Below are 21,848 nucleotides of genomic sequence, written 5' to 3' on the forward strand. Positions count from 1 at the left end.
GCTCGGCGCCTGCGCGCCAACCGATCCGTCCGTCATCGGGCGCCGTCCATCCCGGCGCCCGATGACCGACCGGCGGGTCAGGACGGTTTCGGCGCGGACCCGCCCTGGTGCGGGACCGCCGTCCCGGCGCCCTCCCCGTGGCCGTACTGCTCCGCCTGCATGTGGAACATCGAGGCGTACCGGCCCCCGGCCGCCAACAGGCTCTCGTGGTCGCCCTGTTCGACGAGCCGGCCCTCGTGCAGTACGTAGATGAGATCCGCGTACCGCACCCCGGACATCCGGTGTGTGACGAGCACGACGGCCCGCCGTTCGTCGGCCAGCCCCCGGATCCGGTCGAAGGCCGCGATCTCCGCGCCCGGATCGAGGGCCGACGTGGGCTCGTCCACCACGATCATCCGGGCGTCCCGGTAGTGGGCGCGAGCCAGGCCGAACTTCTGCCACTGCCCGCCGGACAGCTCGGAGGCGCCGCGGAAAATCCGGGCCAGCAGGGTGTCGAAGCCCTTCGGCAGGGTCTCGGCGACCCGGTCGGCGCCCGAGTACCGCGCCGCCGCCGTCAGGTCGCCGTCGGTGGCGTCGGGCCTGCCGATCTCGATGTTCGCCCTGGCGGTCACCGGCCATCGTTCGAAGTCCTGCGTGAGCAGCGACACCCGGTCGAAGATCTGCTCGCGGTCCGCCTCGGTGACGTCCACGCCGTCCCACGCCAGCCGCCCGCTGTCGGGCAGGTGCAGTCCGGCGAGCAGTTTCACGAGCGTGCTCTTGCCGGAGCCGTTCTCACCGACCAGGGCGACGACCGAGCCCATCGGGATCGTCAGGGACAGCTCGGCGAGCGCGGGTGTCTCCCGGCCCGGATAGCTGAAGGACACCCCCTCCAGGGTGATCACCTTCGTCGGCTCGGGGAGGGGGAGCCCGCCGGTCGGGATGGACCTGTTGCCCGCCTCCTTGAGGAAGCGCTCCATGTCGCGTACGTACAGAGACTCCTCGTGCAGCGAGTTGGTGGTCAGTACGAGAGCGCCCAGGCTCGCCGAACCGGAGCGGACGGCGATCACGGCGGTGCCCGCCACGGCCAGCTCCATCCGGCCCGACATGATGAGCGCGGCCATCGCCCCGTACGTCATGAGTGCCGCCACGCCCGACAGCGCCGCGGCGAGCAGTTCGGTGGCCGCCTTGTCCTTGGCCAGCCGAGTCGCCTCGGTCTCCGCGTTCTCCGCCATGTTGCGGTAGTGCCGGAGGAGGAAGCGCCCCACGCCGTGCACCCGTACCTCGAGCGCGGCGGAGCGGGAGATGAGCAGACCGGCGATGAGACGGCTGGCGCGCAGATGCTCCACCCAGGCCATGACCGACAGATATCGCCGCTGGGACACGCGCATCGCGCCCCAGCCGCGCGGCGCCGCGATCAGCAGGAGCATCGGCAGCAACAGCGGGTGCAGCACGGTCAGCACACCGCCGACGGCGAGCAGTGAGACGACGCCGTTCATGGTCGCGACGCAGGCACCGATCATGTGCCGCGCCGACGGCGGACCGTACTGCGCGGTGTCGATCAGCCGGCGGAAGTCGCCGTCCTCGATGGCCTCCAGCTCCACCCGGGCCGCGGCGCGTAAGTACTGCTCGTTCGCGGCCCGTTCCACCTTCGGCTCCAGCCGGCCGGCCGCCGATGTCGACCAGGACGCCAGGAGGGCGCCCGCCACCGCGACCACCGCGCCCACGATCAGGGCGGGCACCGCGTCGGAGACACGGTCGGCGGCGCTACCGCCCGCCAGGAGCGAGCCGAGCACGGAGTTGACCACCAGCAGACCCAGCGCGGCCGTCAGCCCCTGGCCGGCCTCGGCGACTCCGACGGTCAGCAGTGCCGGGCGGTCCGTGCGCCACGCGAGCCGCAGGGTGCCCGCGACCATGCGCGGCATCGCGCGCACCGCGGACAGCATGCCGATCTCGAGAGAGGCCCATTCGTGGTCCGCCCAGCCGGTGTCGTAGCGCAGCGGTCCGCCGAACAACTCTCGCTCGCTGTCCGACACCGCGCTCTCGACGGGCCTGGGCCGTTTCAGCAGTCTCATGCGTCGCCCCCGACGTCAATCCGGCGCATCGCCGGCCGGGCGGAGACCGGCCGTCTCTCGAACGCACGGTGAACACCGAGGGGCGGGGAGTTGAGCGTCATCATTCCTCCAGGTGCGACGTCGCCGTACGGGGCGTTGGATGAACGCCGCTGATCAAGTGGTCGTAACGGGGGGAGCGTTGCGAATTGTCGACGGAGGGTCCGCGTGGACGGGCGGAGACGGGCGGACGTGCGTGAAAGTGGCCGTAATCCTGTGTTCGTTTCACTCCCGTGTGACAGATGCCTCGATCGAGGGATGGCGTTGCGGTGGTGAATTGACGGAAACGGCGTCCCGGCGCCGGAGGCTGTGGAGACGGAGCGGTCTGATGCCGTTGGTGGGGCGGAGAGTTGCGAGAGCATACGGCCGGGTCCGGTGGTGATCGTTCCGACTGACGGGAACGGCCGGTTCCGTGTGACGCTCCGAGGCACCGGGACCGCTTGCCCGTGAGCAGTCGGTGCGCGAGGCTGGGCGACCGACGGGGGAGATACGGGGCACAGGGCGCGGTACCTGTCGGAACGGGGAGAGTGGTCACGAATGGCGTTGGAAGACGGGCTCGACTGGCTTCTGGAGGATCTGACCGGTCGGGTCGAGCCGATACGGCACGCCCTCGTGCTGTCCAACGACGGGCTGGTGACGGGGGCGAGTTCCGGTCTGGCGCGCGAGGACGCCGAGCATCTGGCGGCGGTCTCGTCCGGTCTGCACAGCCTCGCACGAGGCTCCGGCCGGCACTTCAACGCGGGCAGGGCGCGGCAGACCATGATCGAGTTCGATGACGCGCTGCTGTTCGTCACGGCCGCCGGGGACGGCAGTTGTCTGTGCGTGCTGAGTGACGCGGACGCGGATGTCGGCCAGATCGCGTACGAGATGACGCTGATGGTGAACCGCGTCGGCGAACATCTGGGCATCGCGGTGCGGCAGTCGGGGCCCACACATACGACGGTCACGGACGGCTGAGAGTCCCGGGAAAGTTATCCACAGGGGCAAGCGGGATTCTTGACGCGGGGATACGGTCGTCACCGAGAGTAGTCAATCACTCGCGGGGGAGACCGCCGATGTCCGTCAGGGAAATCTCAGAAACGCTCGCCGCCGGCCGGGCGGCACAGGAACTGCGCCTCAGGCGGGGCGAGTTCGAGCTGGCCACACAGTTGGGGCATGTCCGTACGGTCGGCGGGTCCGTGAGTGGCCGCCGGAGGGTCGCGCGGGGCGAGGTCGAGCGCCTTCGGCGGGCGGCGGGCTTTCCCGCCGCGCTGCGCGAGCGGGTGCGGACGGTGGGTACGGCCGAGGGGGCGGAGCTGATGGACATCAGCCCCGGCCGTTTCACCCGGCTCGCGCGTGCGGGGTATCTGGTGCCGGTGCGCTTCTATCTCAATCGCTATCGAGCGGTCGTCTGGCTCTATTTGGCCGAGGAGCTACGGGCGTTCGCGAGTGGTGAGCCGGGCCTGCTGACGGGCCGGTTGCCACGCCCGGCGGCGACCGGCGGATCCGGGGCCGGCCCCGAGGGGGCCGAGGAGAAGCCGGAGGAGGACTGCCGCCCGCGCAACTGGCGTGGGCGCCGTATCGGGCTTCTGCTGCACGAGAGCGACGACCGGTGGGAGCGGGCGGCGATCGTCGGTTCCGTGCTCGATCCGGTCCAACTCGCCGAGCTGGTACCGGATCCGTACGAGCGCGCGTCGCTGAACCGGCTGCGGCCGGACCTCGCGCCCGGTCGGCCGGGATCGGAGGCGGCGCGCGAGACCGTGCGGCGGCTGCTGACCGCCGACGACCCGGACGAGATCAGCTGGCACCGGTCCAGCCTGACCGCGCTGCTGGCCGACGCCCGGCGGGACCGGGAGGCGCCACGCCCGAGCGGTACGGCCCCCGAGCGGGTCGGCGCTCCCGAACCGGCCGACCCACCTGGGCCGGCCGACGCACCTGAACCGGTGCGGGCGTCCGAACCGGCGCGGGTGTCCGAACCGGCGCGGGTGGCCGACGCCGTGCGGCCGTCCGTGCCCGCGCGGGAAGCTGAACCGCTCCCGCACGGTGCCGGGCGGGGACGTCCGTTGCTGACCAGGCTGAGGATCAGGCGGGGCCGGGACCGGGGGAGCGCGCCGTGTCTCGTGGCGGCGGCGTCGACGGGTGAGGCCGAGCGGGACCGCTCGGCCCGACTGCCCCGGTCCGGCTAAGGACCCTCGTCCTGCGCCCGCCCGGGATTGCGGGACGGCTCCTGGATCAAGGCTTGGCCTCGCCGGTGACCATGGTGAGTTCGGGGGAGAAGCTGCCCCACTCCCCGTCCGGCAGCTTCGCGCGGATCTTCACCTTGTAGCTGACGCCGGGCTTCTTGCCGGCGAAGACGCTCTCGGTGGTCTTGCCCACGGGCGGCTTGTTGCCCCAGACCAGCGTGGTGGTCAGCTTCCCGTTGAGATGGATCTCGTACGAGGGCACCTTGCCGTCGACCTTCGGCGGCAGCCACGACAGATCGAGGTAGTACGCGCCCTCCTTGGCGTTCTTGTGGCGCGCGACCTTGAAGCCGACCGGTGCCGTGTCGGGGTCGTCGCCCGGCCCCTTCGGGGTGCTGATCTTCACCGGGTCGCTGGCCGGCGAGGTGTTGTCGGCCGCGTCGCGGGCCTGGAGGGTGAAGGAGTAGGCGGTGCCGGGGCGCAGCCCCGTGACCTTGGCCGTGGTCTCGTCGCCACCCACGCTGTGGATCTTCGAGCCACCCTGGAGGATGTCGTAGGAGGTGATGCCGTCGTCCTTGCCCGGAGCGCTCCAGGTGAGTTCGGCGCCCTTCGAACCGTCGTGCTTGCCGCGCAGCTTCACCGGCCGCGCCGGAGCCTTCTTGTCCTCCGCGGTCACGGCGGGCGTGGTGACCGGTTTCTCCTTGCTGTGCGGCGACAGGTTCCCGGCGGCGTCCTTGGCCCGCACGGAGAACGAGTAGGCGGTGGACGGCTTCAGGTCGGTGATGTCGACCATCGTCGTGTCGGCGGGAACGTCCTTGACCTTGTCCTTGCCGCGGTACACGACGTATCCGCTGACCTCGACATTGTCCTTGGCCTGTTCCCACATGACGTGTGCGGACAGCGCGCTGCCGGCCTGAACGCTGAGACCGGTAGGGGCCGATGGCGCCTGCGAGTCCTTGTCGTCACCGCCGCCGCAGGCGACGAGGGTCAGCGCGGTAGCGGTAACGAGCGCGACCTGGGTGGGGGTCCGTCGCACGATCGTCTCCTCCGTCGAAAGCAAGGGGCAATGGTCTAGACATATATGACACACTGTCGGGTGCACTTCAAGAGGCGGTGCCAGTCCTATTCCGAAAGGAACCGAACGCACAAGGCGATACGGACTCGATCGTTCGCCGATTTCTGATTGATGACAGGATGGCTCGCTGTGCAGACCAACACGCTTGTCGTCCGTCGCGCGGTGCCCGCCGACGCGTCCGACATCTCCGGACTGTGGCTGAGATCCTTCGCGGTCGCCCTCCCGAGCGTCACCCGCCCCCACAGCGAACAGCAGGTACACGCCTGGATTCGCGACATCGTCCTGCCCACCCAGGAGACCTGGGTGGCGACCGCCGGGGAGGCGGTCGTCGGCATGATGGTGATCGAGGGCGGGGACGTCGACCAGTTGTATCTCGATCCGGACCACCGGGGCCGTGGCATCGGCGCCCGGCTGATCGACCTGGCGAAGCGGCGCCGGCCGGCCGGACTGTCCCTGTGGACGTTTCAGATCAACGGCCCGGCACGGCGCTTCTACGAGCGTCAGGGCTTCGTCCCGGTCGAGAAGACCGACGGCCGGGGCAACGAGGAGAACGAACCCGACGTCCGCTACTGCTGGTACCCCGAACCGGGCCCCGGCGCGATCCCCGGTCCCGCGAGGGAGCCGGACCCGGCGGCCCACTGACGGCAGTCGTACGGCCGCTCGCGCGTGCGGGTGTGCCGGCCAAGGGTGAGATCGCGTCACATCCGCGGCGTCGGCGGGCCGTCGTGTCCGTTGACCGAGGCCGGTCGCGGGCCGCGGGCCGCCCGGCGGTGACCGATGTCGTGGACATGCCCTGCTCACCCACCTCGAACAAGGGTCCTGGGCCCGCCGGTTGGGGCGCGACCGGCCGAAACTCGTCAGTTGGTCTAGACCTTGACAGGTGGTGAGGATTCCGGTTTGGTTCCCTCACCCCCATGGCGGCCGTCCCGCAACGACGGCCGCGCGAAGGAGTGAGTCGCTTGCGTCAGCGAATCCTTGCACTGTTCACCGCATTGGTCTCGGCCATGGCCCTCGCGGTATTCCTGCCCGCCTCGACCTCGGCGGCAGCCACCTCCGCCGCCGCGTGCGTGACCGGCTGGAACGCGTCCACCGTCTACTGGGGCGGCGACACCGCGTCGTACAACGGCCGCAACTACACGGCGAAGTGGTGGACCCAGAACGAGAGACCCGGCACCGTCGACGTCTGGGCCGACAACGGCGCCTGTGGTGGTGGCCCGACGGACCCGCCGCCCACCGGTGGCTTCGTGGTCAGCGAGGCGCAGTTCAACCAGATGTTCCCGAGCCGGAATTCCTTCTACACCTACAACGGTCTCACCGCCGCGCTCAGCGCCTACCCGGCGTTCGCGAAGACCGGCAGCGAGACCGTCAAGCGCCAGGAGGCCGCGGCCTTCCTCGCCAACGTCAGCCACGAGACCGGTGGCCTCGTCCACATCGTGGAGCAGAACACCGCCAACTACCCGCACTACTGCGACACGTCGCAGTCCTACGGCTGCCCGGCCGGCCAGGCCGCGTACTACGGCCGCGGTCCCATCCAGCTCAGCTGGAACTTCAACTACAAGGCCGCGGGTGACGCCCTCGGCATCGACCTGCTGAACAACCCCTGGCTCGTCCAGAACGACTCGGCCGTCGCCTGGAAGACCGGCCTCTGGTACTGGAACACCCAGAACGGTCCCGGCACCATGACCCCGCACAACGCGATGGTCAACAGCCGCGGCTTCGGCGAGACGATCCGCAGCATCAACGGAAGCATCGAGTGCAACGGGGGCAACCCCGGTCAGGTGCAGAGCCGGATCAACAACTACCAGCGCTTCGTCCAGATCCTCGGCACCACCCCCGGCGGCAACCTCAGCTGCTGAGTCCGGAACGTCACTACGACAATCGGACGTAGTTCAGAGAACTGTTCTGCGACCTCCTCGTTGACTGGTTCGGGGCAGAGGCCCATCTGCCCCGGACCAGATCAGCGTCCGTGTCCCGCCGCCTTCGTGCGGCGGGGCCACGGCCGACGAGTGGAGGTTCGCCATGGCAGGCAGTACCCAACTGGAGCCGAGCCCCGTCGCGGCCCGGCCCGCGGAGGCCGTGGCCCTCGTGCCACCCCGGCCGCCCCGGCTACCGCGACCGCCCCGGCTAAACCGGCCGCCCCGGTCCTCTCAGCCGCCCCGGTCCAGCCGCACCCGGCGCTTCTTCCTGCGCGCGGCCTTCGCCTTCGGGGTGACCGGTGGCACGGCCGCGGCCCTGACGCCCATCTTCCGGGCCGATCCTCGCGAGACCGGCGCACCCGCCGCCGAGGTCTTCGACGAGATGTACGCCGGCCGGCGTATTCAGGGGACGGCGTCCGGAGTCCGTATCGACGGCCGTCCCCTGCATCTCATGCGGCGCGCCGACGGCGGCTACGTCAGCGTGGTCAACCACTTCGAGTCGTTCCCGACGGCGCTCGCGACCGCCCGCGCGGCCGTCGACGACCTGGGTGGTACGCAGCTCTCGCTCGCCGGACCGGCACTTCACTGACCGCAGGGAGGACCCTCCACGGTGCACATCAGAAAGAATCAGCGCAATCTCACCAGCGCGGAGAAGAAGCGCTTCGTCACCACGGTCCTGGAGCTCAAACGCCAGGGCGGTTACGACGCGTTCGTCCGCCAGCATGTCCAGTACTACCGGGCCGACGGTGACAACGGACTGCGGGCCGGCCATATGGCGCCCTCGTTCTTCCCCTGGCACCGCAAGTATCTGCTGGAGTTCGAACGGGCGCTTCAGCGCATCGACCCCAAGGTGACGGTGCCGTACTGGGACTGGACGACCGACAACACACCGGCCGCGTCACTGTGGGCGGAGGACTTCCTCGGCGGCGACGGCCGTTCGTCCGACGGCCAGGTCACCACCGGGGCGTTCGCCTACGCGGCGGGCAACTGGACCATCAACGACGGTGTGCTGGAGCGGAAGTTCCTCGCCCGCGCCTTCGGCCGCCCCGCTTCCCCGATCGCGCTGCCCACCAAGGCCGAACTGGCCTGGGCGACGGACGAACCGGTCTACGACGCCGCCCCCTGGGACTCCACCGTCACGCGCGGTTTCCGCAACCGCCTCGAAGGCTGGACGGTCGGCAGCGACAGGACGCGCTGGCGCAACCACAACCGTGTCCACCGCTGGGTGGGCGGCCAGATGCTGGGAGCGACCGCGCCCCACGACCCGGTGTTCTGGCTCCACCACGCCTTCGTCGACCTGCTCTGGGACCGCTGGCAGCAGAAGCACCCGAAGTCGACCTATCTGCCGCAGCGCAGGCTGGCCGACGACGATCCGCAGGCCGGCCGGGCGATCAGCGTGGACGAGCTGATGCCGCCGTGGGGGACCAAGCCGTCGGAGATGCTCAGCCACCGGAGTCTGTACCGGTACGACGCCTGAGCCGGACTTGGGGCCCGTACGCGCAACGGCCTCCCGCGTGTGATGCGGGGGGCCGTTGCCTCATGCGTCAATCAGGGACGTAGGTCCCGGGGAGCCGGTGGCTCAGCGGCCGTAGCCGCCGTCGTGGTGCTTGGCGTCGGCGTTGACGCACGTGTTGCCGAACGCCGGGTTGAGCAGACCGATCACGTCGATGGTGTTGCCGCAGAGGTTGACCGGGATGTGTACCGGCACCTGGACCACATTGCCGGAAAGGACTCCGGGCGAACCGACGGCCGCGGCCTCGGCGCCGGCGTCGGCAGCGGCCATACCGGCACCGCCGGCCAGCACGGCGCCCGTGCCGGCGAGAACAGCAGCTGCCTTCGCGATACGCGACATCAAGTTTCTCCTTGAACGTTTCGAGCCCAGCCGCGGGATGCGCGGCCTTCACGCACGTTCAACGCGCAAACTCACACTCGGTAACGAAATTGGTCCAATCGGTGAGCGAACTCCATGTGACAAAGGGGTGCACGGGTGTTTACCCTCAGGGTGAACGCTTGTGCACCCCCCCTTTGTGTCCGGAGAGCAGATGCCCGCAGGAGAGATATCGAAGCCGGAGCCCGTCGAAGGGCAGCGCCGCCGCTTCCTCGTCGCCGTACTGGCCTTCTGCGGTGTCGTGGTCGCCGTCATGCAGACGCTCGTCGTCCCCCTGCTGCCGCACGTCCCCGCCCTGACGGGCAGCACACCGGCGGCGGCCAGCTGGCTCGTCACGATCACGCTGCTGACCGGCGCCGTCTTCACACCGGTACTCGGCCGCGTCGGCGACATGTACGGCAAGCGCAGGGTCCTCATCGCCTCGCTCGGTGTGCTCGTCGCCGGGTCGGTCCTGTGCGCCGTCAGCTCCCACATCGGTGTGCTGATCGCCGGGCGGGCCCTCCAGGGCGCGGCGCTCGCCGTCGTACCGCTCGGCATCAGCATCATGCGCGACGAACTCCCGCCCGCGCGGCTCCTGTCCTCCGTCGCCCTCATGAGCTCGACCCTCGGGATCGGCGCCGCCGTCGGGCTCCCGGTCGCCGCCCTCGTCGTGCAGAACTTCGACTGGCACACCATGTTCTGGGCGTCGGCCGTGCTGGGGCTGGTCGACATCGTCCTCGTCCTGTGCTGTGTCCCCGAGTCCCCGCTCCGCTCCCGGGGCCGGTTCGACGCCATCGGCACGCTCGGCCTCTCCGCCACCCTCGTCAGCCTGCTGCTCGCCGTCACCCAGGGCGCGGACTGGGGCTGGACCTCCGTGCGTACCGTCGGACTGCTCGTCGCCGCCCTTGTCGTCGGGCTGCTCTGGGGCGCGTACGAGCTGCGCACCACGTCCCCCATGGTCGACCTGCGGGTGTCCGCGCGCCCCGCCGTGCTGCTGACGAACATCGCCGCCCTTCTCATCGGCTTCGCCTTCTACGCCAACTCCCTGGTCACCGCGCAGATGGTCCAGGAGCCCACGAGCACCGGCTACGGCCTCGGGGCCTCGATCGTCGTCGGCGGACTGTGTCTGCTGCCCGGTGGTCTCGCGATGGTGGCGCTCTCCCCGGTGTCGGCCAGGATCTCCGCGAAGTACGGACCCAGGACGGCACTCGCGCTGGCCGCGGCGGTGATGGCCGTCGGATACGTGGTGCGCTTCTTCACCAGTCACAGCCTGTGGCCGATCATCGGCGGTGCGACCGTCGTCGCGGCGGGTACCGCCATCGCCTACTCCGCCCTGCCCGCGCTCGTCATGCGCGCGGTCCCGGCGGGCGAGACCGGCGCGGCCAACGGCCTCAACACCTTGATGCGGTCCGTGGGGCAGGCCTTCTGCAGCGCGGTGGTCGCCGCCGTACTCGCCAACATCACCTTCCAGGCCGGCGGCCGTACCGCACCCACCCTCCACGCCTATCTGCTGGTCTTCCTCATCGCAGCCGGCGCGGCCCTGCTCGCCCTGGCGGTCACCCTGTGTCTGCCGGGCCGTGCGGTGTCGGCCGAGGCGGGTACCGTCGGCAGGGAGCAGCAGGCAAGCCGTACGTTCGCCGAGGAGGGCGCATGACGACGACCGGGCGGCACGCGGCCGACAGGACGGAGGATCCGCGCGGCGAATCCGGCGGACATGCGGGCGCGAGGCCGGAGCCGGAGGCGGGTTCGGGTGCGGAGCCGGGCGCCGGCAGGGGTGTGGATCCCGCCGAGGACGGTGGCGCGGACCCCGGTACCGGCCGGCTCGCGATCCTGCGCGCCGCGCGCCGCGCGTTCACCCAGCGTCCGTACGCCGAGGTGACCATGCGGGGCATCGCCGCCGACGCGGGCGTCAGCGCCTCGCTCATCGTCAAACGCTTCGGTACCAAGGAACGGCTCTTCAACACCGTCGCCGACTTCGGCCCCGCCGCCGACCGGCTCTTCGCCGCGCCGCCCGCCGACCTCGGCAGACACCTCGTGCTGACCATGGTCCGGCTACGGCGCGAGAACCACTCCGATCCCCTCCTGCGCGTCGTCTTCTCCCTCGGCAACATGGACGAGCGGACCCTGCTGCGCGAGCGTTTCCGCGAGCAGGTCACCGCCCGGCTCGCCGCGCTCATCGACGGGGAGCGGCGCGAGCTGAGGGCCGAGCTGATCACCGGCCAGCTCCTCGGCCTCGGCGCCACGCTCAGCCTGCACCGCCCGGGCGCCGGGGAGCGCGCCACCCCCGAGCAGCTGGCGGACCTCTACGCGCCCGCGCTCCAGCGGCTGATCACCGGTTACTGAGCGCGCGCAAAAGCGCCGGGGCTCGTACGATTTCGTACCGGCCCATACCGCCCGCTTGCGGTCCGTACCGGTGCCGGGCACACAATTGACACCAGAAGGTGCGAACAAACGACCTGCCGTGCCCGCGACTGGGAAGAGGGGCCCGTGAGTGTCGACCCGCCGCCCGGCCCTCCTTCTCCGGATCCGTCGGACCCGCCAGATCCCTCCGGCCCGTCGGACTCGGCAGCTCCCTCCGGCTCGTCCGATCCGTACGCGGCCGATCCGGACTGGCCCGCCGGCGCCGACGTGACCCTCGCGTACAACCGCGTGGGCAGCTTCGACATCGATCTGCCCCGCGAGCACATGCATCTCGATCCCGCCGCACTCGACGTGTTCGACCTGCGCCCCGACGAGTACGACGGCCATATGTCGGTCGCGAACCGGGTGCCGGCCGAGGAACTGGAGCGCATGGAGACGCTGATCCGGCGGGCACTGGAGAACGGCAAGGACATCTACGGCGCCTACTTCCGGATCCGCTGCCGCGACGGATCCCGCCGCTGGCTCCACACCCAGGGCCGTCTCGTGCGAGACACGGCGGGCCACCCGTACCGGGTCATCGGCATCGTGCGCGACGCCGCCCGTGAGCTGGACGACGCGGCCCTGCGCACCGAACTGGTCGAGACCCGTCGCCGGCTGACCAGCATGGTCCGCCGGGTCACCGCCCTGCTGGCTCGCGCGACGACCGTCGAGGACGTCACGGACGCGCTCAAGGACACCGAGGCGCTCAGCAACCTCGGGGCGGTGAGCGTGATGCTCGGTGTCGTGGAGAACGGACGCGTCCACACGGTCACCGAGGGGCGGCTGGGTCTGTACGTCCCGGAGCTCCAGTACACGCGGATCGACGCGCCGTTCCCGATGAGCGAGGTCGTCCGTACGGTACGGCCCCGCTACATCACCTCACGCGAGGAGTTCCGGCGCTGCTTCCCGCCGCTCTGGGAGCACATCGAACAGCTCCCCGTGGCGTCCGGCGCCTATCTGCCGCTGATCGTCCAGGGCAGGACCATCGGCGCCCTCGGCCTGCTCTACTCCCGCCACGGCGGCTTCACCGGCGAGGAACGCAACCTTCTGGTCACACTCAGCAGCAGCATCGCCCAGAGCCTCCAGCGCGCGATGCTCTTCGAGCAGGAGCACGATCTCGCCGAGAGCCTTCAGCGGGCCATGCTGCCGCACCGTATCCCCGAGGTCTCCGGCGCCCGCATCGCCGTGCGCTACCGCGCGGCCAGGGCGGAACGCGACATCGGCGGCGACTGGTACGACGTGATCCCGCTGCCCGGCGGCCGGGTCGGCCTGATGATCGGGGACGTCCAGGGGCATGACACGGACGCCGCCGCCGTGATGGGGCAGCTGCGGATAGCGCTGTGGGCGTACGTCTCCGAGGGGCACTCGCCCGCCACTGCCATGGCGCGCGCCTCCACCTTCCTCCACGAACTGGACACCGAACGCTTCGCCACCTGTACGTACGCGGAGGTCGACCTGTCGACAGGGATACTCCAGATCGTCCGGGCCGGACATCTCGAACCGATGGTGCGCCGCGTCGACGGCACCTGCGTCACCCTCGACACCGAGGGCGGACTGCCGCTCGGCATCCCGCACGGGGCCGACCGGCGCGGCGGTACCGACTACCCGGTCACCCGGGCGACCCTCGCCCCCGGCGAGACCCTGCTCATCTACACCGACGGGCTGGTGGAGCGGCCGGGAGCCACGCTCGACGAGGGACTGGACCGGCTGGGGCGGGCCGTGACGGACGGCCCCGAGGACATCCAGCGACTGGCCGACAGTCTCGCCGACCTGGTGGGGGAGCACGGCGGCGGCGACGACATGGCCCTGCTGCTCATGGGCAGGGATCCCGCACCGCGCGCCGTGTGACACGGCGAGCCCCGCACCATGTGACAGACGGGTCCCGACACACCTCCACGACTGTCGGGCACCGAAGTACCTCTCGGACCGTCGGACACCGACACACCTCTCGGACCGTCGGACACCGACACACCTCCCGGACCGTCGGGCGCGACACGTGACGCGCCCTCGCCGGATCTGAGCGCCCCTCGCGCCTGTCTGACGCATCATCAGCCGTGGCGATGGGTGCCCGCCCCCACTTCGGCGGACATCCCACGTCACTTCCACGGTGCCCCCTGTTCCCCCCGACGTGTCCCCGAACCCCTGGCGAACCGGGGCACACACGGCGATGCTGGGCGGCTGACAGCGCTTTCCATCGGCGCCAACCCCCCGTACTACAGGAGAACTTGTGGGCCCAGGCATTGCCCGCCGGTCCGTCGTGCTGCTCGCGGCGGTCACCGCACTGACAACGGGAGCCATCACCCCGTCCGTCGCCGACTCCACGCCCGACCCCCGTCCGCGCAACGCCGCCGAGGTGCTGCGCCCCGTCGCGCCACCGCCGGCCAGCAGACCGGAGGGCACCCCCAGATCCGTCGTGGACGGCGACGGCATCGAGACCGCGCGCGGCTCCCGGCCCGTCGCGCCGGGGGTCAGCCTCACCTCGTACGACCGTCTCGAATCCGACAAGTGGCTGCGCGTCGACGCGCTCTCGGTCGACCTCGACGGCGGCGGTGTCCGGGCCGACTACCTCTCCTCGGGCAAGGTCGCCGACCGGCGCAGTGTCTCCGAACTGGCAGCCGGCCACGACCCCGGCAAGGGCCGGCGCACCGTCGCCGCCATCAACGCCGACTTCTTCGACATCAACGAGACCGGCGCGCCGCAGGGAGCCGGCCTCAAGGACGGCGCCCTCACCCAGTCGCCCGCCGCCGGCGCCAACCGGGCCGTAGGTATCGGCCCCGGGAACGCCGGACGGGTTCTGGAGCTGTACTTCGACGGCACCCTGACGCTGCCCGCCGGACCGTGGCCGCTGGCCGCGTACAACGCCGCGAACGTGCCCGCGGGCGGCATCGGCGCGTACAACTCCGCGTGGGGCCAGGCCAATCGCGCGCTCACCGTGGACACGGCGGCGCCCGTCGCCGAGGTGGTCGTACGCGACGGCAAGGTCGTCACCGTCACCGACAAGCCCGGTGCCGGTCCGATCGAGCCCGGCACCACCGTCCTGGTCGGCCGGGAGGCCGGCGCCGTACAGCTCGGGGCGCTGCGCCCCGGCGACCCGGTGGCCATGGAGTACAGCCCGCGCACCAACGGCGGGCCGCTGCCGCGTACGGCGGTCGGCGGGCGGGAGCTGCTCGTCGTCGACGGTGTCGCGCAGAACCACGAGGGCCAGGGCAACAACACCGCCGCCCCCCGCACCGCCGTCGGATTCTCCAAGGACGGCAGCGAGATGCAGGTGGTCACCGTCGACGGCCGGCAGGCCGACAGCGGTGGTGTCACCCTCACCGAACTCGCGGTGATGATGAAGGGAGCCGGCGCGTACAACGCGCTCAACCTCGACGGCGGCGGCTCCTCGACGCTCGTCGCCCGGGAGCCCGGCAGCGACGCCCTCCAGGTGGAGAACGCCCCCTCCGACGGCAGCGAACGCACCGTGCCCAACGGCCTCGCCCTCACCGCGCCCGACGGCAGCGGACGCCTCGACGGCTTCTGGGTCGAGACCCGTACGCCCGCCGGAGCCGCGCCCGGTGACGACCCCGTCCAGGGCGGCCACCCCGAACGCGTCTTCCCCGGACTGACCCGCGCGCTCACGGCGGCCGGTTACGACGAGACGTACGGCCCCGCGCAGGGCGACCCGCGCTGGCGCACCGAACGGTCCTCGGTCGGCCGGGTGAGCGACGAGGGGGTGTTCACCGCACGCCGTAGCGGCACCACCGAGGTGCGCGCGGAACGCGGACGCGCGGACGGATCCATCGAGTTGACGGTCCTCGACGACCTCGCCCGGATCCGGGCGACCACCACCCGCGTCGGCCTCGCCGACGGCGAGGCGACCGGCACCTTCGGCATCGTCGGTCTCGACGCGCACGGCGCCTCCGCGCCGGTGGAGCCGCGCGACGTGCAACTCACCTACGACCGTGCCCTGTTCGCCGTCACAGACGACGGCAAGGGCTCCTTCACCGTCAGCTCCAGGACGGGCGCGGGAGCCGGCCGGATCACCGCGACCGTCGACGGCGTCACCACCGCCCTCGCGGTGAGCGTGGGACTTGAGGAGCAGCAGGTCTCGGCCTTCGACGACGCCGCGGCCTGGAAGTTCAGCCACGCCCGCGCCGCCGGTTCGGTCGCGGCGACGCCCGACGGCCAGACCGGCACCGGCCTGACGCTGACCTACGACTTCGGACTCTCCACGGCGACCCGCGCCGCGTACGCGAGCCCGCCGCAGCAGATTCCCGTGCCCGGCCAGCCGCAGTCCTTCAAGCTGTGGATCAAGGGCGACGGGAAGGGTGCCTGGCCGACGCTGCATCTCAAGGACGCCGCAGGGTCGGACCAGTTGCTGCGAGGGCCGTACGTGACCTGGACCGGCTGGCGGCAGGTGACGTTCGCGGTGCCGCAGGGGGCCGCGATGCCGCTGTCGGTGTTCCGCTTCTATCTGGCGGAGACCGCCGCCGACAAGCAGTACACCGGCGAGATCGTCGTCGACGGGCTGACGGCGCAGGTGCCGCCCACCGTCGCCCTGCCCGAACAGCGGCCCGCCGCCGACCCGTTGATCGATCCGGCCGCCGAGACCGAGGGCCGGGACTGGCAGTTCGCCGTGATGTCGGACGCGCAGTTCGTGGCCCGCGAACCGGACAGCGCGATCGTCCAGCAGGCACGGCGCACCCTGCGGGAGATCAAGGCGGCGAAACCCGATTTCCTCGTCGTCAACGGCGACCTGGTGGACGAGGGTTCGCCCGCGGACCTCGCCTTCGCACGGCGGGTGCTCACCGAGGAGCTGGGGGACGAGCTGCCCTGGTACTACGTCCCGGGCAACCACGAGGTGATGGGCGGGAAGATCGACAACTTCGTCGCCGAATTCGGCCCCGCGCAGCGGGTGTTCGACCACGGCGGGACGCGGTTCGTCACCCTTGACACCTCCAGTCTCTCCCTGCGGGGCGGCGGCTTCGCCCAGATCAAGGCCCTGCGCGCCCAGTTGGACGCGGCGGCCGACGATCCGCGGATCAGCTCGGTGATGGTCATCGAGCACGTACCGCCGCGCGACCCGACCGTGCAGCAGGGCAGCCGGCTCGGAGACCGCAAAGAGGCGGCGCTGCTGGAGAACTGGCTCGCCGACTTCCGCCGTACGAGCGGCAAGGGCGCCGGATTCATCGGCAGCCACGTCGGGGTCTTCGACGCCTCGCGCGTCGACGGCGTCCCGTATCTCATCAACGGCAACTCCGGGAAGAACCCGGCGGCCCCGGCCGACGAGGGCGGTTTCACCGGCTGGTCGCTCGTCGGCGTCGACAAGGTCTCCAGGAGCGAGCAGTCCGAGGCCCGGCGCGAGCCGTGGGAGGGCGGGCCCGACTGGGTCTCCGTACAGACGCGTGCGCACACCGACGCGCTGGCGCTCGACGCGCCCGCAGCGCTGGCGCCCGGGGACGAGGCGCCGGTCACGGCGACCGTCACCCAGGGCGCCAGGAAGGTGCCGGTCGGCTTCCCGATGAGCGCGGACTGGACGGGCTCGCCGAACGTGCACATCGGTGACCCGGACCGGGCGAACCGTCGCGACGTGGCGGCGTTCGACCCGGCGACCGGGACGCTGACGGCGCTGCGGCGGGGCTCGGCCACCCTCGCGGTGACGGTCAACGGGGTCACGGAGCGGGCGGAGATCCGGATCGCCGCGTAGGTACGGCACGACGAGGGGCCCGCACCGCGTCGCCGGGTGCGGGCCCCTCGTCAGGTCCTGAGGGCTCGGCTGCGCCCCCGGAACTCGGCCAGCACGTCGTCCCCGCGCGTGATCGTGACGTCGTAGACGCCGCCACGCCCGAGCCGGGTCCGCTCCCGCGCGGTCGCGGTCAGGACGTCGCCCTCGTGCGCGGGACGTACGAAGTCGATGTCGGCGCCCACCGCGACCGTCACGGGGCCGTGGCTGTTGCAGGCGCACGCGAAGGCGCTGTCGGCGAGGAGGAAGAGATAGCCGCCGTGTGCTGTCCCGTGCCCGTTCACCATGTCGGCCCGCACGCTCATCCGCAGGGTGGCCCAGCCGGGACCGGTGTCCACGAGCGCGATCCCCAGGCTCCGCGAGGTCGGGTCACCGGCGAAGTAGTCCCGCCCGGATCCACCGCCGAGGCTCTCACCCGCACTGTTCATGGGCCCGATGGTATCCACCGGCCCCCGGCCGCAGCGCGACCGCGAACCGACCGCGAACCGGCCGGGACGCGGCCCCGCGCCCGGCCCGCGCCCACGGCGCGGACTCACGGCGCGGACTCACGCGCTCCGCAGCGTCGCCCGTACCGGGGCTCCCGGCTGGAGCGTGAGGCCCGTCCTCGGGGGGATCTCGCGCGGGGCCAGGTCCAGATGGAAACGCTGCGCGAGCGTCGCCAGGACGAGGACCGCCTCCACCGTGGCGAAGCGGGCGCCCAGACAGGCGCGGGCGCCCCCGCCGAACGGGAACCACGCGTGGTCCGGGACCGGGCGCGCGTCCTCGTCCCAGCGTTCGGGGCGGAACGCGTCGGGCTCGGGGAACCAGCGCTCGTCGCGCTGCGCGCTCCACTGGCTCGCCCACAGCACCGTGTCCTTCGCCACCGGCCGGCCGCCCAGCGTCGAGCCGTCCTTGGCGATACCCGTTATCAGCCACACGGGAGGGTAGAGCCGCAGCGTCTCCCTGATGATCTGTTCCGTCCAGCGCAGCTCTTTGAAGTCGTCGAAGCCGGGCGTACGGCCGTCCAGCACGGTGGTCAGCTCGTCCGCGAGACGCCGCCGCGCCTCCGGGTTGCGCGAGAGCAGATACCAGGCCCAGGTCAGCGTCGTCCCCGTCGTCTCGTGGCCGCCGATGTAGAGCGTGACGGCCTCGTCGCGGATCTCCTTGTCGGTCAGCCGGTCGCCCTGTTCGTCGCGGGCGGCGAGCAGCCGGCTGAGGAGGTCGTCACGGTCCGCGCCGTTGCGGTGCCGTTCCTCCGTCACCCGGTTCACCTCGGCGTCGATGACGGCGACGGCCTTCTTCAGCCGCTGCCGTCCGGGCGTCGGGATCCACGGCGGCAGGAACAGTGTGAGCCCCCGGAACTCGGCGCCGATGGCCGCCTGCGCGACATCCATGGCCGGGCCGATCATGTCCTCGCGGCCCGCCGTGTCCGTGCCGAACAGGGTCCGTACGGCGATGCGCTGCGTCAGGCCCAGCATCTCCCGCCGTACGTCGATGTGCTGACCCGGCTGCCAGGTCTCGGCGAGCGAGGAAGCGCAGTCCGTCATGGTGTCCGCGTAGGCGCGGACCTGGCGGGGTCGCACCACCGGCTGTACGAGGGCGCGCTTGCGGCGCCACGCGGCGCCCTCCGAGGTGACGACGCCCTCGCCGAGCACCAGCTTGAAGGCCCAGCCGAGTTCGGGGTGGCGGTACTGCGTCTCGACCCCGGCGAGCAGTTCGCCGATGTGCTCCGGCCGCGACAGGAACAGCGCGCGCTGCGGGCCGAGCCGCCAGGAGACGACATCGCCGTGGCCGCGCAGCTTGGCGAAGAAGCCGAGCGGGTCGCGCGAGAAGGCGGGCAGATTGCCGATCAGGGGCAGTTGCCGGGGGCCGGGCACCGGGGTGGCGGAGGGGCCGGGCGCCGGCGCGGCCCGGCCGGTCGGGGAAGACGTACCCGTGGTCATCTGAAGTCCTTGGCGCTGAGGGCGGCGTACTGGTGCGCGTACGGTCATCAGCCAACCCGCCCCGCGCGGCGGGCGCCAGACGACATTCGGCCCGTGATCTCCCGACCACGGGCCGAATTGGCGCGAGGGCGGCCGTCGCCCGCCGCCCGGGGGCGGCGGGGGCGACGACCGCCCTCGAACAGTTCCGCGTGCCGTCGGCTCAGCTCACCGGCGTCGGCGACGACGGCTTGTCGCCGTCCGCCACGGTCTGCTTGGCCTCCTCGGCGAGCCGTTCCATGCCGCTGGTCGTCTTGAGCGGCTTCTCCTTGATGAACACCACGGCCAGCAGCGCGAGCGCGGCGAACGGGGTGGCCACCAGGAACAGTTCCGCGGTCGCCACACCGTAGGCGTGCTCCACGATCTCCCGCATCGCCGTCGGCAGCTTCGACACGTCCGGCACGGAATGGCTGGACCCGCCGGCCGCCCCGCCCTCGGTGCCCAGGCTCTTGGCCATCTCCGAGGCCACCCGGTTGGCCAGGATCGCGCCGAGCACACTGGTGCCGATCGTGCCGCCCATGCTGCGGAAGAACGACAGCACGGAGGTGGCGGCGCCCAACTCGGAGGCGGGGACGTCGTTCTGGGCCGCGAGGACCAGGTTCTGCATCAGCAGACCGACTCCGATACCGAGAATGGCCATGTAGAGGCTGAGCAGTCCGAAACCGGTGTTGGCGTCGATGGTCGCCAGCAGCGCCAGACCGACGGTCATGATGACCGCGCCCGCGATCAGATAGATCTTCCACTTGCCGGTGGCGCTGATGATCTGGCCCGCGATGGTGGACGCCACGAGCAGACCCAGAATCATCGGCAGGCCCATCAGCCCCGCCACGGTGGGCGACTTGCCGAGGGCGATCTGGAAGTACTGCGAGAGGAAGACGGTGCCGCCGAACATCGCGACACCGACCAGCAGGCTCGCGATCGTGGTCAGTGTGACGGTGCGGTTGCGGAAGATGTCGAGCGGGATGATCGGTTCCGGCACCCGCGCCTCGACATAGACCGCGGCGACGAGCAGCAGCACACCACCGCCGGTCAGCGCGGCCGTCTGCCAGGACGCCCAGTCGAACTGGTTGCCCGCCAGCGACGTCCAGATGAGGATCGCGGAGACACCGGCGACGATCAGGAACGCGCCCAGGTAGTCGATCTTCACGTCCCGGCGGACGGTGGGCAGATGCAGCGTGCGCTGGAGCAGCGCGATCGCGAGCAGCGCGAAGGGGACACCGATGAAGAAGCACCAGCGCCAGCCGAGCCACGACGTGTCGACCATGACGCCACCGACCAGCGGTCCGGCGACGGTGCCGACGGCGAACACCGCGCCGAAGATGCCGGCGTACTTGCCGAGCCTGCGCGGCGGGATCACGGCGGCCATCACGACCTGCGCGAGCGCGGTGAGACCACCGGCGCCGATGCCCTGCATCACCCGGCTGAAGATGAGCAGTTCGATGCCCTGCGAGAATCCGGCCAGCAGGGACCCGACGACGAACATGCCGAGCGAGAGCTGGAGCAGCAGCTTCTTGTTGTAGAGGTCGGAGAGCTTGCCCCACAGGGGCACCGTCGCGGTCATCGCGAGCAGTTCGGACGTGACGACCCAGGTGTACGCGGACTGGCTGCCGCCCAGGTCGGCGATGATGCGCGGCAGCGCGTTGGCCACCACGGTGCCCGCCAGGATGGCGACGAACATGCCGGCCATAAGGCCCGACATGGCCTGGAGTATCTGTCGGTTGTTCATGGAGGTGGGCGCCTGGTCGGACGCCTCTGTTGCGGTCAAGGTGGCCTTCTTACGATTCCGTGGTCCGACCGCCGGAAGGACGGTCGTCGGTCTGGGCGGGCGGCAGAGGCAGCCCGGCGGACAAGTGGGTGAAGACGTCCCGGAAGATCTCGGGGAACGCCCGCGGCGGCGAGTGCGCGTACCAGTGCTCGATGGCGACGCGCGCGGCCGTGCCCGCGACGGCGGCGAGCAGGCGTGGGTACAGCTCGATGTCGGAGTCCTCGCAGCGGTCGGCGCCGGTCGAGCCGGCACGGTCGCTCCCCGTACCGCCGTCGGAAGCGCCGGGAGACCCCGAGGCGCCGGGACCGTCGGAAGCCTTGGTGCCGTCCGGATCGATCCGGCGCGCGATGGTCCGCGCCATGTCCCGTTCCTCCGCCATGTGCAGACCGAGGCCCCGGGCGAGCAGATGCGGGGATTTCTGGAGGACCTTGGCGCGCAGGCTCCACACCTCGTGCTGCCGCTCGACACCGGCCAGTTCCTCGGCCATCGCTTCGCGTACCGCGTCGAGGGGGGACAGCTCGGCGGGGGCGTCCCGGATCGCACGCCGGACGCGCTCCCCGACATCGGGGTCCGTCATGACGAACACGTCGTCGTGGGTGTCGAAGTAGTTGAAGAACGTCCGCGGGGAGACACCGGCCGCGTTGCTGATGGCTTCGACGGTGACGTTCTCCGCGCCGTGCTCGGCGGCGAGCCGTACGGCCGCTTCGCTCAGAGCCGCTCGCGTGGCCTGTTTCTTGCGTTCGCGGAGACCCGCTCCGGCACCCTTGTTCGTCACACATTGCATGGTATGCAAATGTGCAGACTCCTGCAAAATTACCTTTGGCCGGCGTCGTCGAATAACGCGTGAGAAATGCATTCACGCAGTTCACAAACCGTTTGCGACCACTTGTCTGCGC

At 71.0% G+C, this 21,848-nt stretch carries 16 protein-coding genes and 1 pseudogene; 10 read left to right on the forward strand and 7 right to left on the reverse strand.

The features are described from left to right. Positions 1-77 precede the first annotated feature (77 nt). Entirely contained in the window at positions 78-2,051 is a 1,974-nt protein-coding gene (locus ACFYNU_RS36685) for an ABC transporter ATP-binding protein (RefSeq protein ID WP_356585375.1), read from the reverse strand. Between the two features lie 573 nt (positions 2,052-2,624). On the opposite strand from ACFYNU_RS36685, the gene ACFYNU_RS36690 reads away from it, so the two are divergent. Then, positions 2,625-3,044 (forward strand): roadblock/LC7 domain-containing protein, encoded by a 420-nt coding sequence (locus ACFYNU_RS36690; protein ID WP_356585376.1) that lies wholly within the window; start codon positions 2,625-2,627, stop codon positions 3,042-3,044. A gap of 98 nt (positions 3,045-3,142) precedes the next feature. After that, on the forward strand, positions 3,143-4,252 hold the full coding sequence (locus ACFYNU_RS36695) for a DUF6397 family protein (protein ID WP_356585377.1): 1,110 nt from the start codon (positions 3,143-3,145) through the stop codon (positions 4,250-4,252). A gap of 46 nt (positions 4,253-4,298) precedes the next feature. On the opposite strand, the gene ACFYNU_RS36700 is transcribed toward ACFYNU_RS36695, so the two are convergent. Continuing rightward, positions 4,299-5,282 (reverse strand): fibronectin type III domain-containing protein, encoded by a 984-nt coding sequence (locus ACFYNU_RS36700; RefSeq protein WP_356585378.1) that lies wholly within the window; start codon positions 5,280-5,282, stop codon positions 4,299-4,301. A 168-nt stretch (positions 5,283-5,450) separates the two neighbouring features. Here ACFYNU_RS36700 and ACFYNU_RS36705 point away from each other — a divergent pair, with 168 nt between their 5' ends. From ACFYNU_RS36705 to ACFYNU_RS36720, 4 genes are all read left to right on the forward strand, one after another. After that, the gene (locus ACFYNU_RS36705) at positions 5,451-5,963 is read left to right on the forward strand and encodes a GNAT family N-acetyltransferase (protein WP_356585379.1); all 513 of its coding nucleotides are present in this window, start codon (positions 5,451-5,453) and stop codon (positions 5,961-5,963) included. A 362-nt stretch (positions 5,964-6,325) separates the two neighbouring features. Next, on the forward strand, positions 6,326-7,177 hold the full coding sequence (locus ACFYNU_RS36710; protein ID WP_388768546.1) for a glycoside hydrolase family 19 protein: 852 nt from the start codon (positions 6,326-6,328) through the stop codon (positions 7,175-7,177). A 163-nt stretch (positions 7,178-7,340) separates the two neighbouring features. Continuing rightward, positions 7,341-7,826, forward strand: a complete 486-nt coding sequence (locus ACFYNU_RS36715; protein ID WP_356585381.1) for a tyrosinase family oxidase copper chaperone — start codon at positions 7,341-7,343, stop codon at positions 7,824-7,826. A 21-nt stretch (positions 7,827-7,847) separates the two neighbouring features. Beyond that, entirely contained in the window at positions 7,848-8,714 is an 867-nt protein-coding gene (locus ACFYNU_RS36720) for a tyrosinase family protein (protein WP_356585382.1), read from the forward strand. Between the two features lie 102 nt (positions 8,715-8,816). On the opposite strand, the gene ACFYNU_RS36725 is transcribed toward ACFYNU_RS36720, so the two are convergent. After that, a complete protein-coding gene (locus ACFYNU_RS36725; protein WP_356585383.1) occupies positions 8,817-9,089 on the reverse strand; it encodes a chaplin in 273 nt (90 codons plus the stop codon). Positions 9,090-9,279: 190 nt separating this feature from the next. Here ACFYNU_RS36725 and ACFYNU_RS36730 point away from each other — a divergent pair, with 190 nt between their 5' ends. The 4 genes and pseudogenes from ACFYNU_RS36730 to ACFYNU_RS36745 all read left to right on the forward strand — a co-directional run bounded on the left by ACFYNU_RS36730 (position 9,280) and on the right by ACFYNU_RS36745 (position 17,193). Then, positions 9,280-10,758: an MFS transporter gene (locus ACFYNU_RS36730; RefSeq protein ID WP_356585384.1), complete on the forward strand. Its 1,479-nt coding sequence runs from the start codon at positions 9,280-9,282 to the stop codon at positions 10,756-10,758. Continuing rightward, positions 10,755-11,447: a TetR family transcriptional regulator gene (locus ACFYNU_RS36735; RefSeq protein WP_356585385.1), complete on the forward strand. Its 693-nt coding sequence runs from the start codon at positions 10,755-10,757 to the stop codon at positions 11,445-11,447. The genes ACFYNU_RS36730 and ACFYNU_RS36735 overlap by 4 nt, the downstream gene beginning before the upstream one ends. Positions 11,448-11,732: 285 nt before the next feature. Next, positions 11,733-13,337 (forward strand): annotated as a pseudogene (locus ACFYNU_RS36740) (SpoIIE family protein phosphatase); the annotation flags it as partial. A gap of 394 nt (positions 13,338-13,731) precedes the next feature. After that, a complete protein-coding gene (locus tag ACFYNU_RS36745; RefSeq protein ID WP_356585386.1) occupies positions 13,732-17,193 on the forward strand; it encodes a phosphodiester glycosidase family protein in 3,462 nt (1,153 codons plus the stop codon). Between the two features lie 50 nt (positions 17,194-17,243). Here the strand turns inward: ACFYNU_RS36745 and paaI are convergent, their stop codons facing one another. The 4 genes from paaI to ACFYNU_RS36765 all read right to left on the reverse strand — a co-directional run bounded on the left by paaI (position 17,244) and on the right by ACFYNU_RS36765 (position 21,736). Then, on the reverse strand, positions 17,244-17,657 hold the full coding sequence (gene paaI, locus ACFYNU_RS36750; RefSeq protein ID WP_356585387.1) for a hydroxyphenylacetyl-CoA thioesterase PaaI: 414 nt from the start codon (positions 17,655-17,657) through the stop codon (positions 17,244-17,246). A 117-nt stretch (positions 17,658-17,774) separates the two neighbouring features. Continuing rightward, positions 17,775-19,151, reverse strand: a complete 1,377-nt coding sequence (locus ACFYNU_RS36755) for a cytochrome P450 (protein WP_356585388.1) — start codon at positions 19,149-19,151, stop codon at positions 17,775-17,777. A 199-nt stretch (positions 19,152-19,350) separates the two neighbouring features. Beyond that, a complete protein-coding gene (locus tag ACFYNU_RS36760; protein WP_356585389.1) occupies positions 19,351-20,952 on the reverse strand; it encodes an MDR family MFS transporter in 1,602 nt (533 codons plus the stop codon). 10 nt (positions 20,953-20,962) lie between these two features. Next, positions 20,963-21,736 carry a TetR family transcriptional regulator gene (locus ACFYNU_RS36765; protein WP_356585390.1) on the reverse strand — a complete coding sequence of 258 codons (774 nt, stop codon included), beginning with the start codon at positions 21,734-21,736 and terminating at the stop codon, positions 20,963-20,965. Between the last annotated feature and the right edge of the window lie 112 nt (positions 21,737-21,848).

It is taken from the genome of Streptomyces sp. NPDC006643 (assembly GCF_042870175.1).
In the GTDB taxonomy this organism is placed as follows: Bacteria; Actinomycetota; Actinomycetes; order Streptomycetales; family Streptomycetaceae; genus Streptomyces.

What these genes read in the sequence shown, in the direction of transcription:
- paaI (WP_356585387.1), bottom strand. Translation starts at nt 17,657, where the DNA reads ATGAACAGTGCGGGTGAGAGCCTCGGCGGTGGATCCGGGCGGGACTAC.
- ACFYNU_RS36735 (WP_356585385.1), top strand. Translation starts at nt 10,755, where the DNA reads ATGACGACGACCGGGCGGCACGCGGCCGACAGGACGGAGGATCCGCGC.
- ACFYNU_RS36695 (WP_356585377.1), top strand. Translation starts at nt 3,143, where the DNA reads ATGTCCGTCAGGGAAATCTCAGAAACGCTCGCCGCCGGCCGGGCGGCA.
- ACFYNU_RS36685 (WP_356585375.1), bottom strand. Translation starts at nt 2,051, where the DNA reads ATGAGACTGCTGAAACGGCCCAGGCCCGTCGAGAGCGCGGTGTCGGAC.
- ACFYNU_RS36715 (WP_356585381.1), top strand. Translation starts at nt 7,341, where the DNA reads ATGGCAGGCAGTACCCAACTGGAGCCGAGCCCCGTCGCGGCCCGGCCC.
- ACFYNU_RS36690 (WP_356585376.1), top strand. Translation starts at nt 2,625, where the DNA reads ATGGCGTTGGAAGACGGGCTCGACTGGCTTCTGGAGGATCTGACCGGT.
- ACFYNU_RS36755 (WP_356585388.1), bottom strand. Translation starts at nt 19,151, where the DNA reads ATGACCACGGGTACGTCTTCCCCGACCGGCCGGGCCGCGCCGGCGCCC.
- ACFYNU_RS36710 (WP_388768546.1), top strand. Translation starts at nt 6,326, where the DNA reads ATGGCCCTCGCGGTATTCCTGCCCGCCTCGACCTCGGCGGCAGCCACC.
- ACFYNU_RS36765 (WP_356585390.1), bottom strand. Translation starts at nt 21,736, where the DNA reads ATGCAATGTGTGACGAACAAGGGTGCCGGAGCGGGTCTCCGCGAACGC.
- ACFYNU_RS36730 (WP_356585384.1), top strand. Translation starts at nt 9,280, where the DNA reads ATGCCCGCAGGAGAGATATCGAAGCCGGAGCCCGTCGAAGGGCAGCGC.
- ACFYNU_RS36725 (WP_356585383.1), bottom strand. Translation starts at nt 9,089, where the DNA reads ATGTCGCGTATCGCGAAGGCAGCTGCTGTTCTCGCCGGCACGGGCGCC.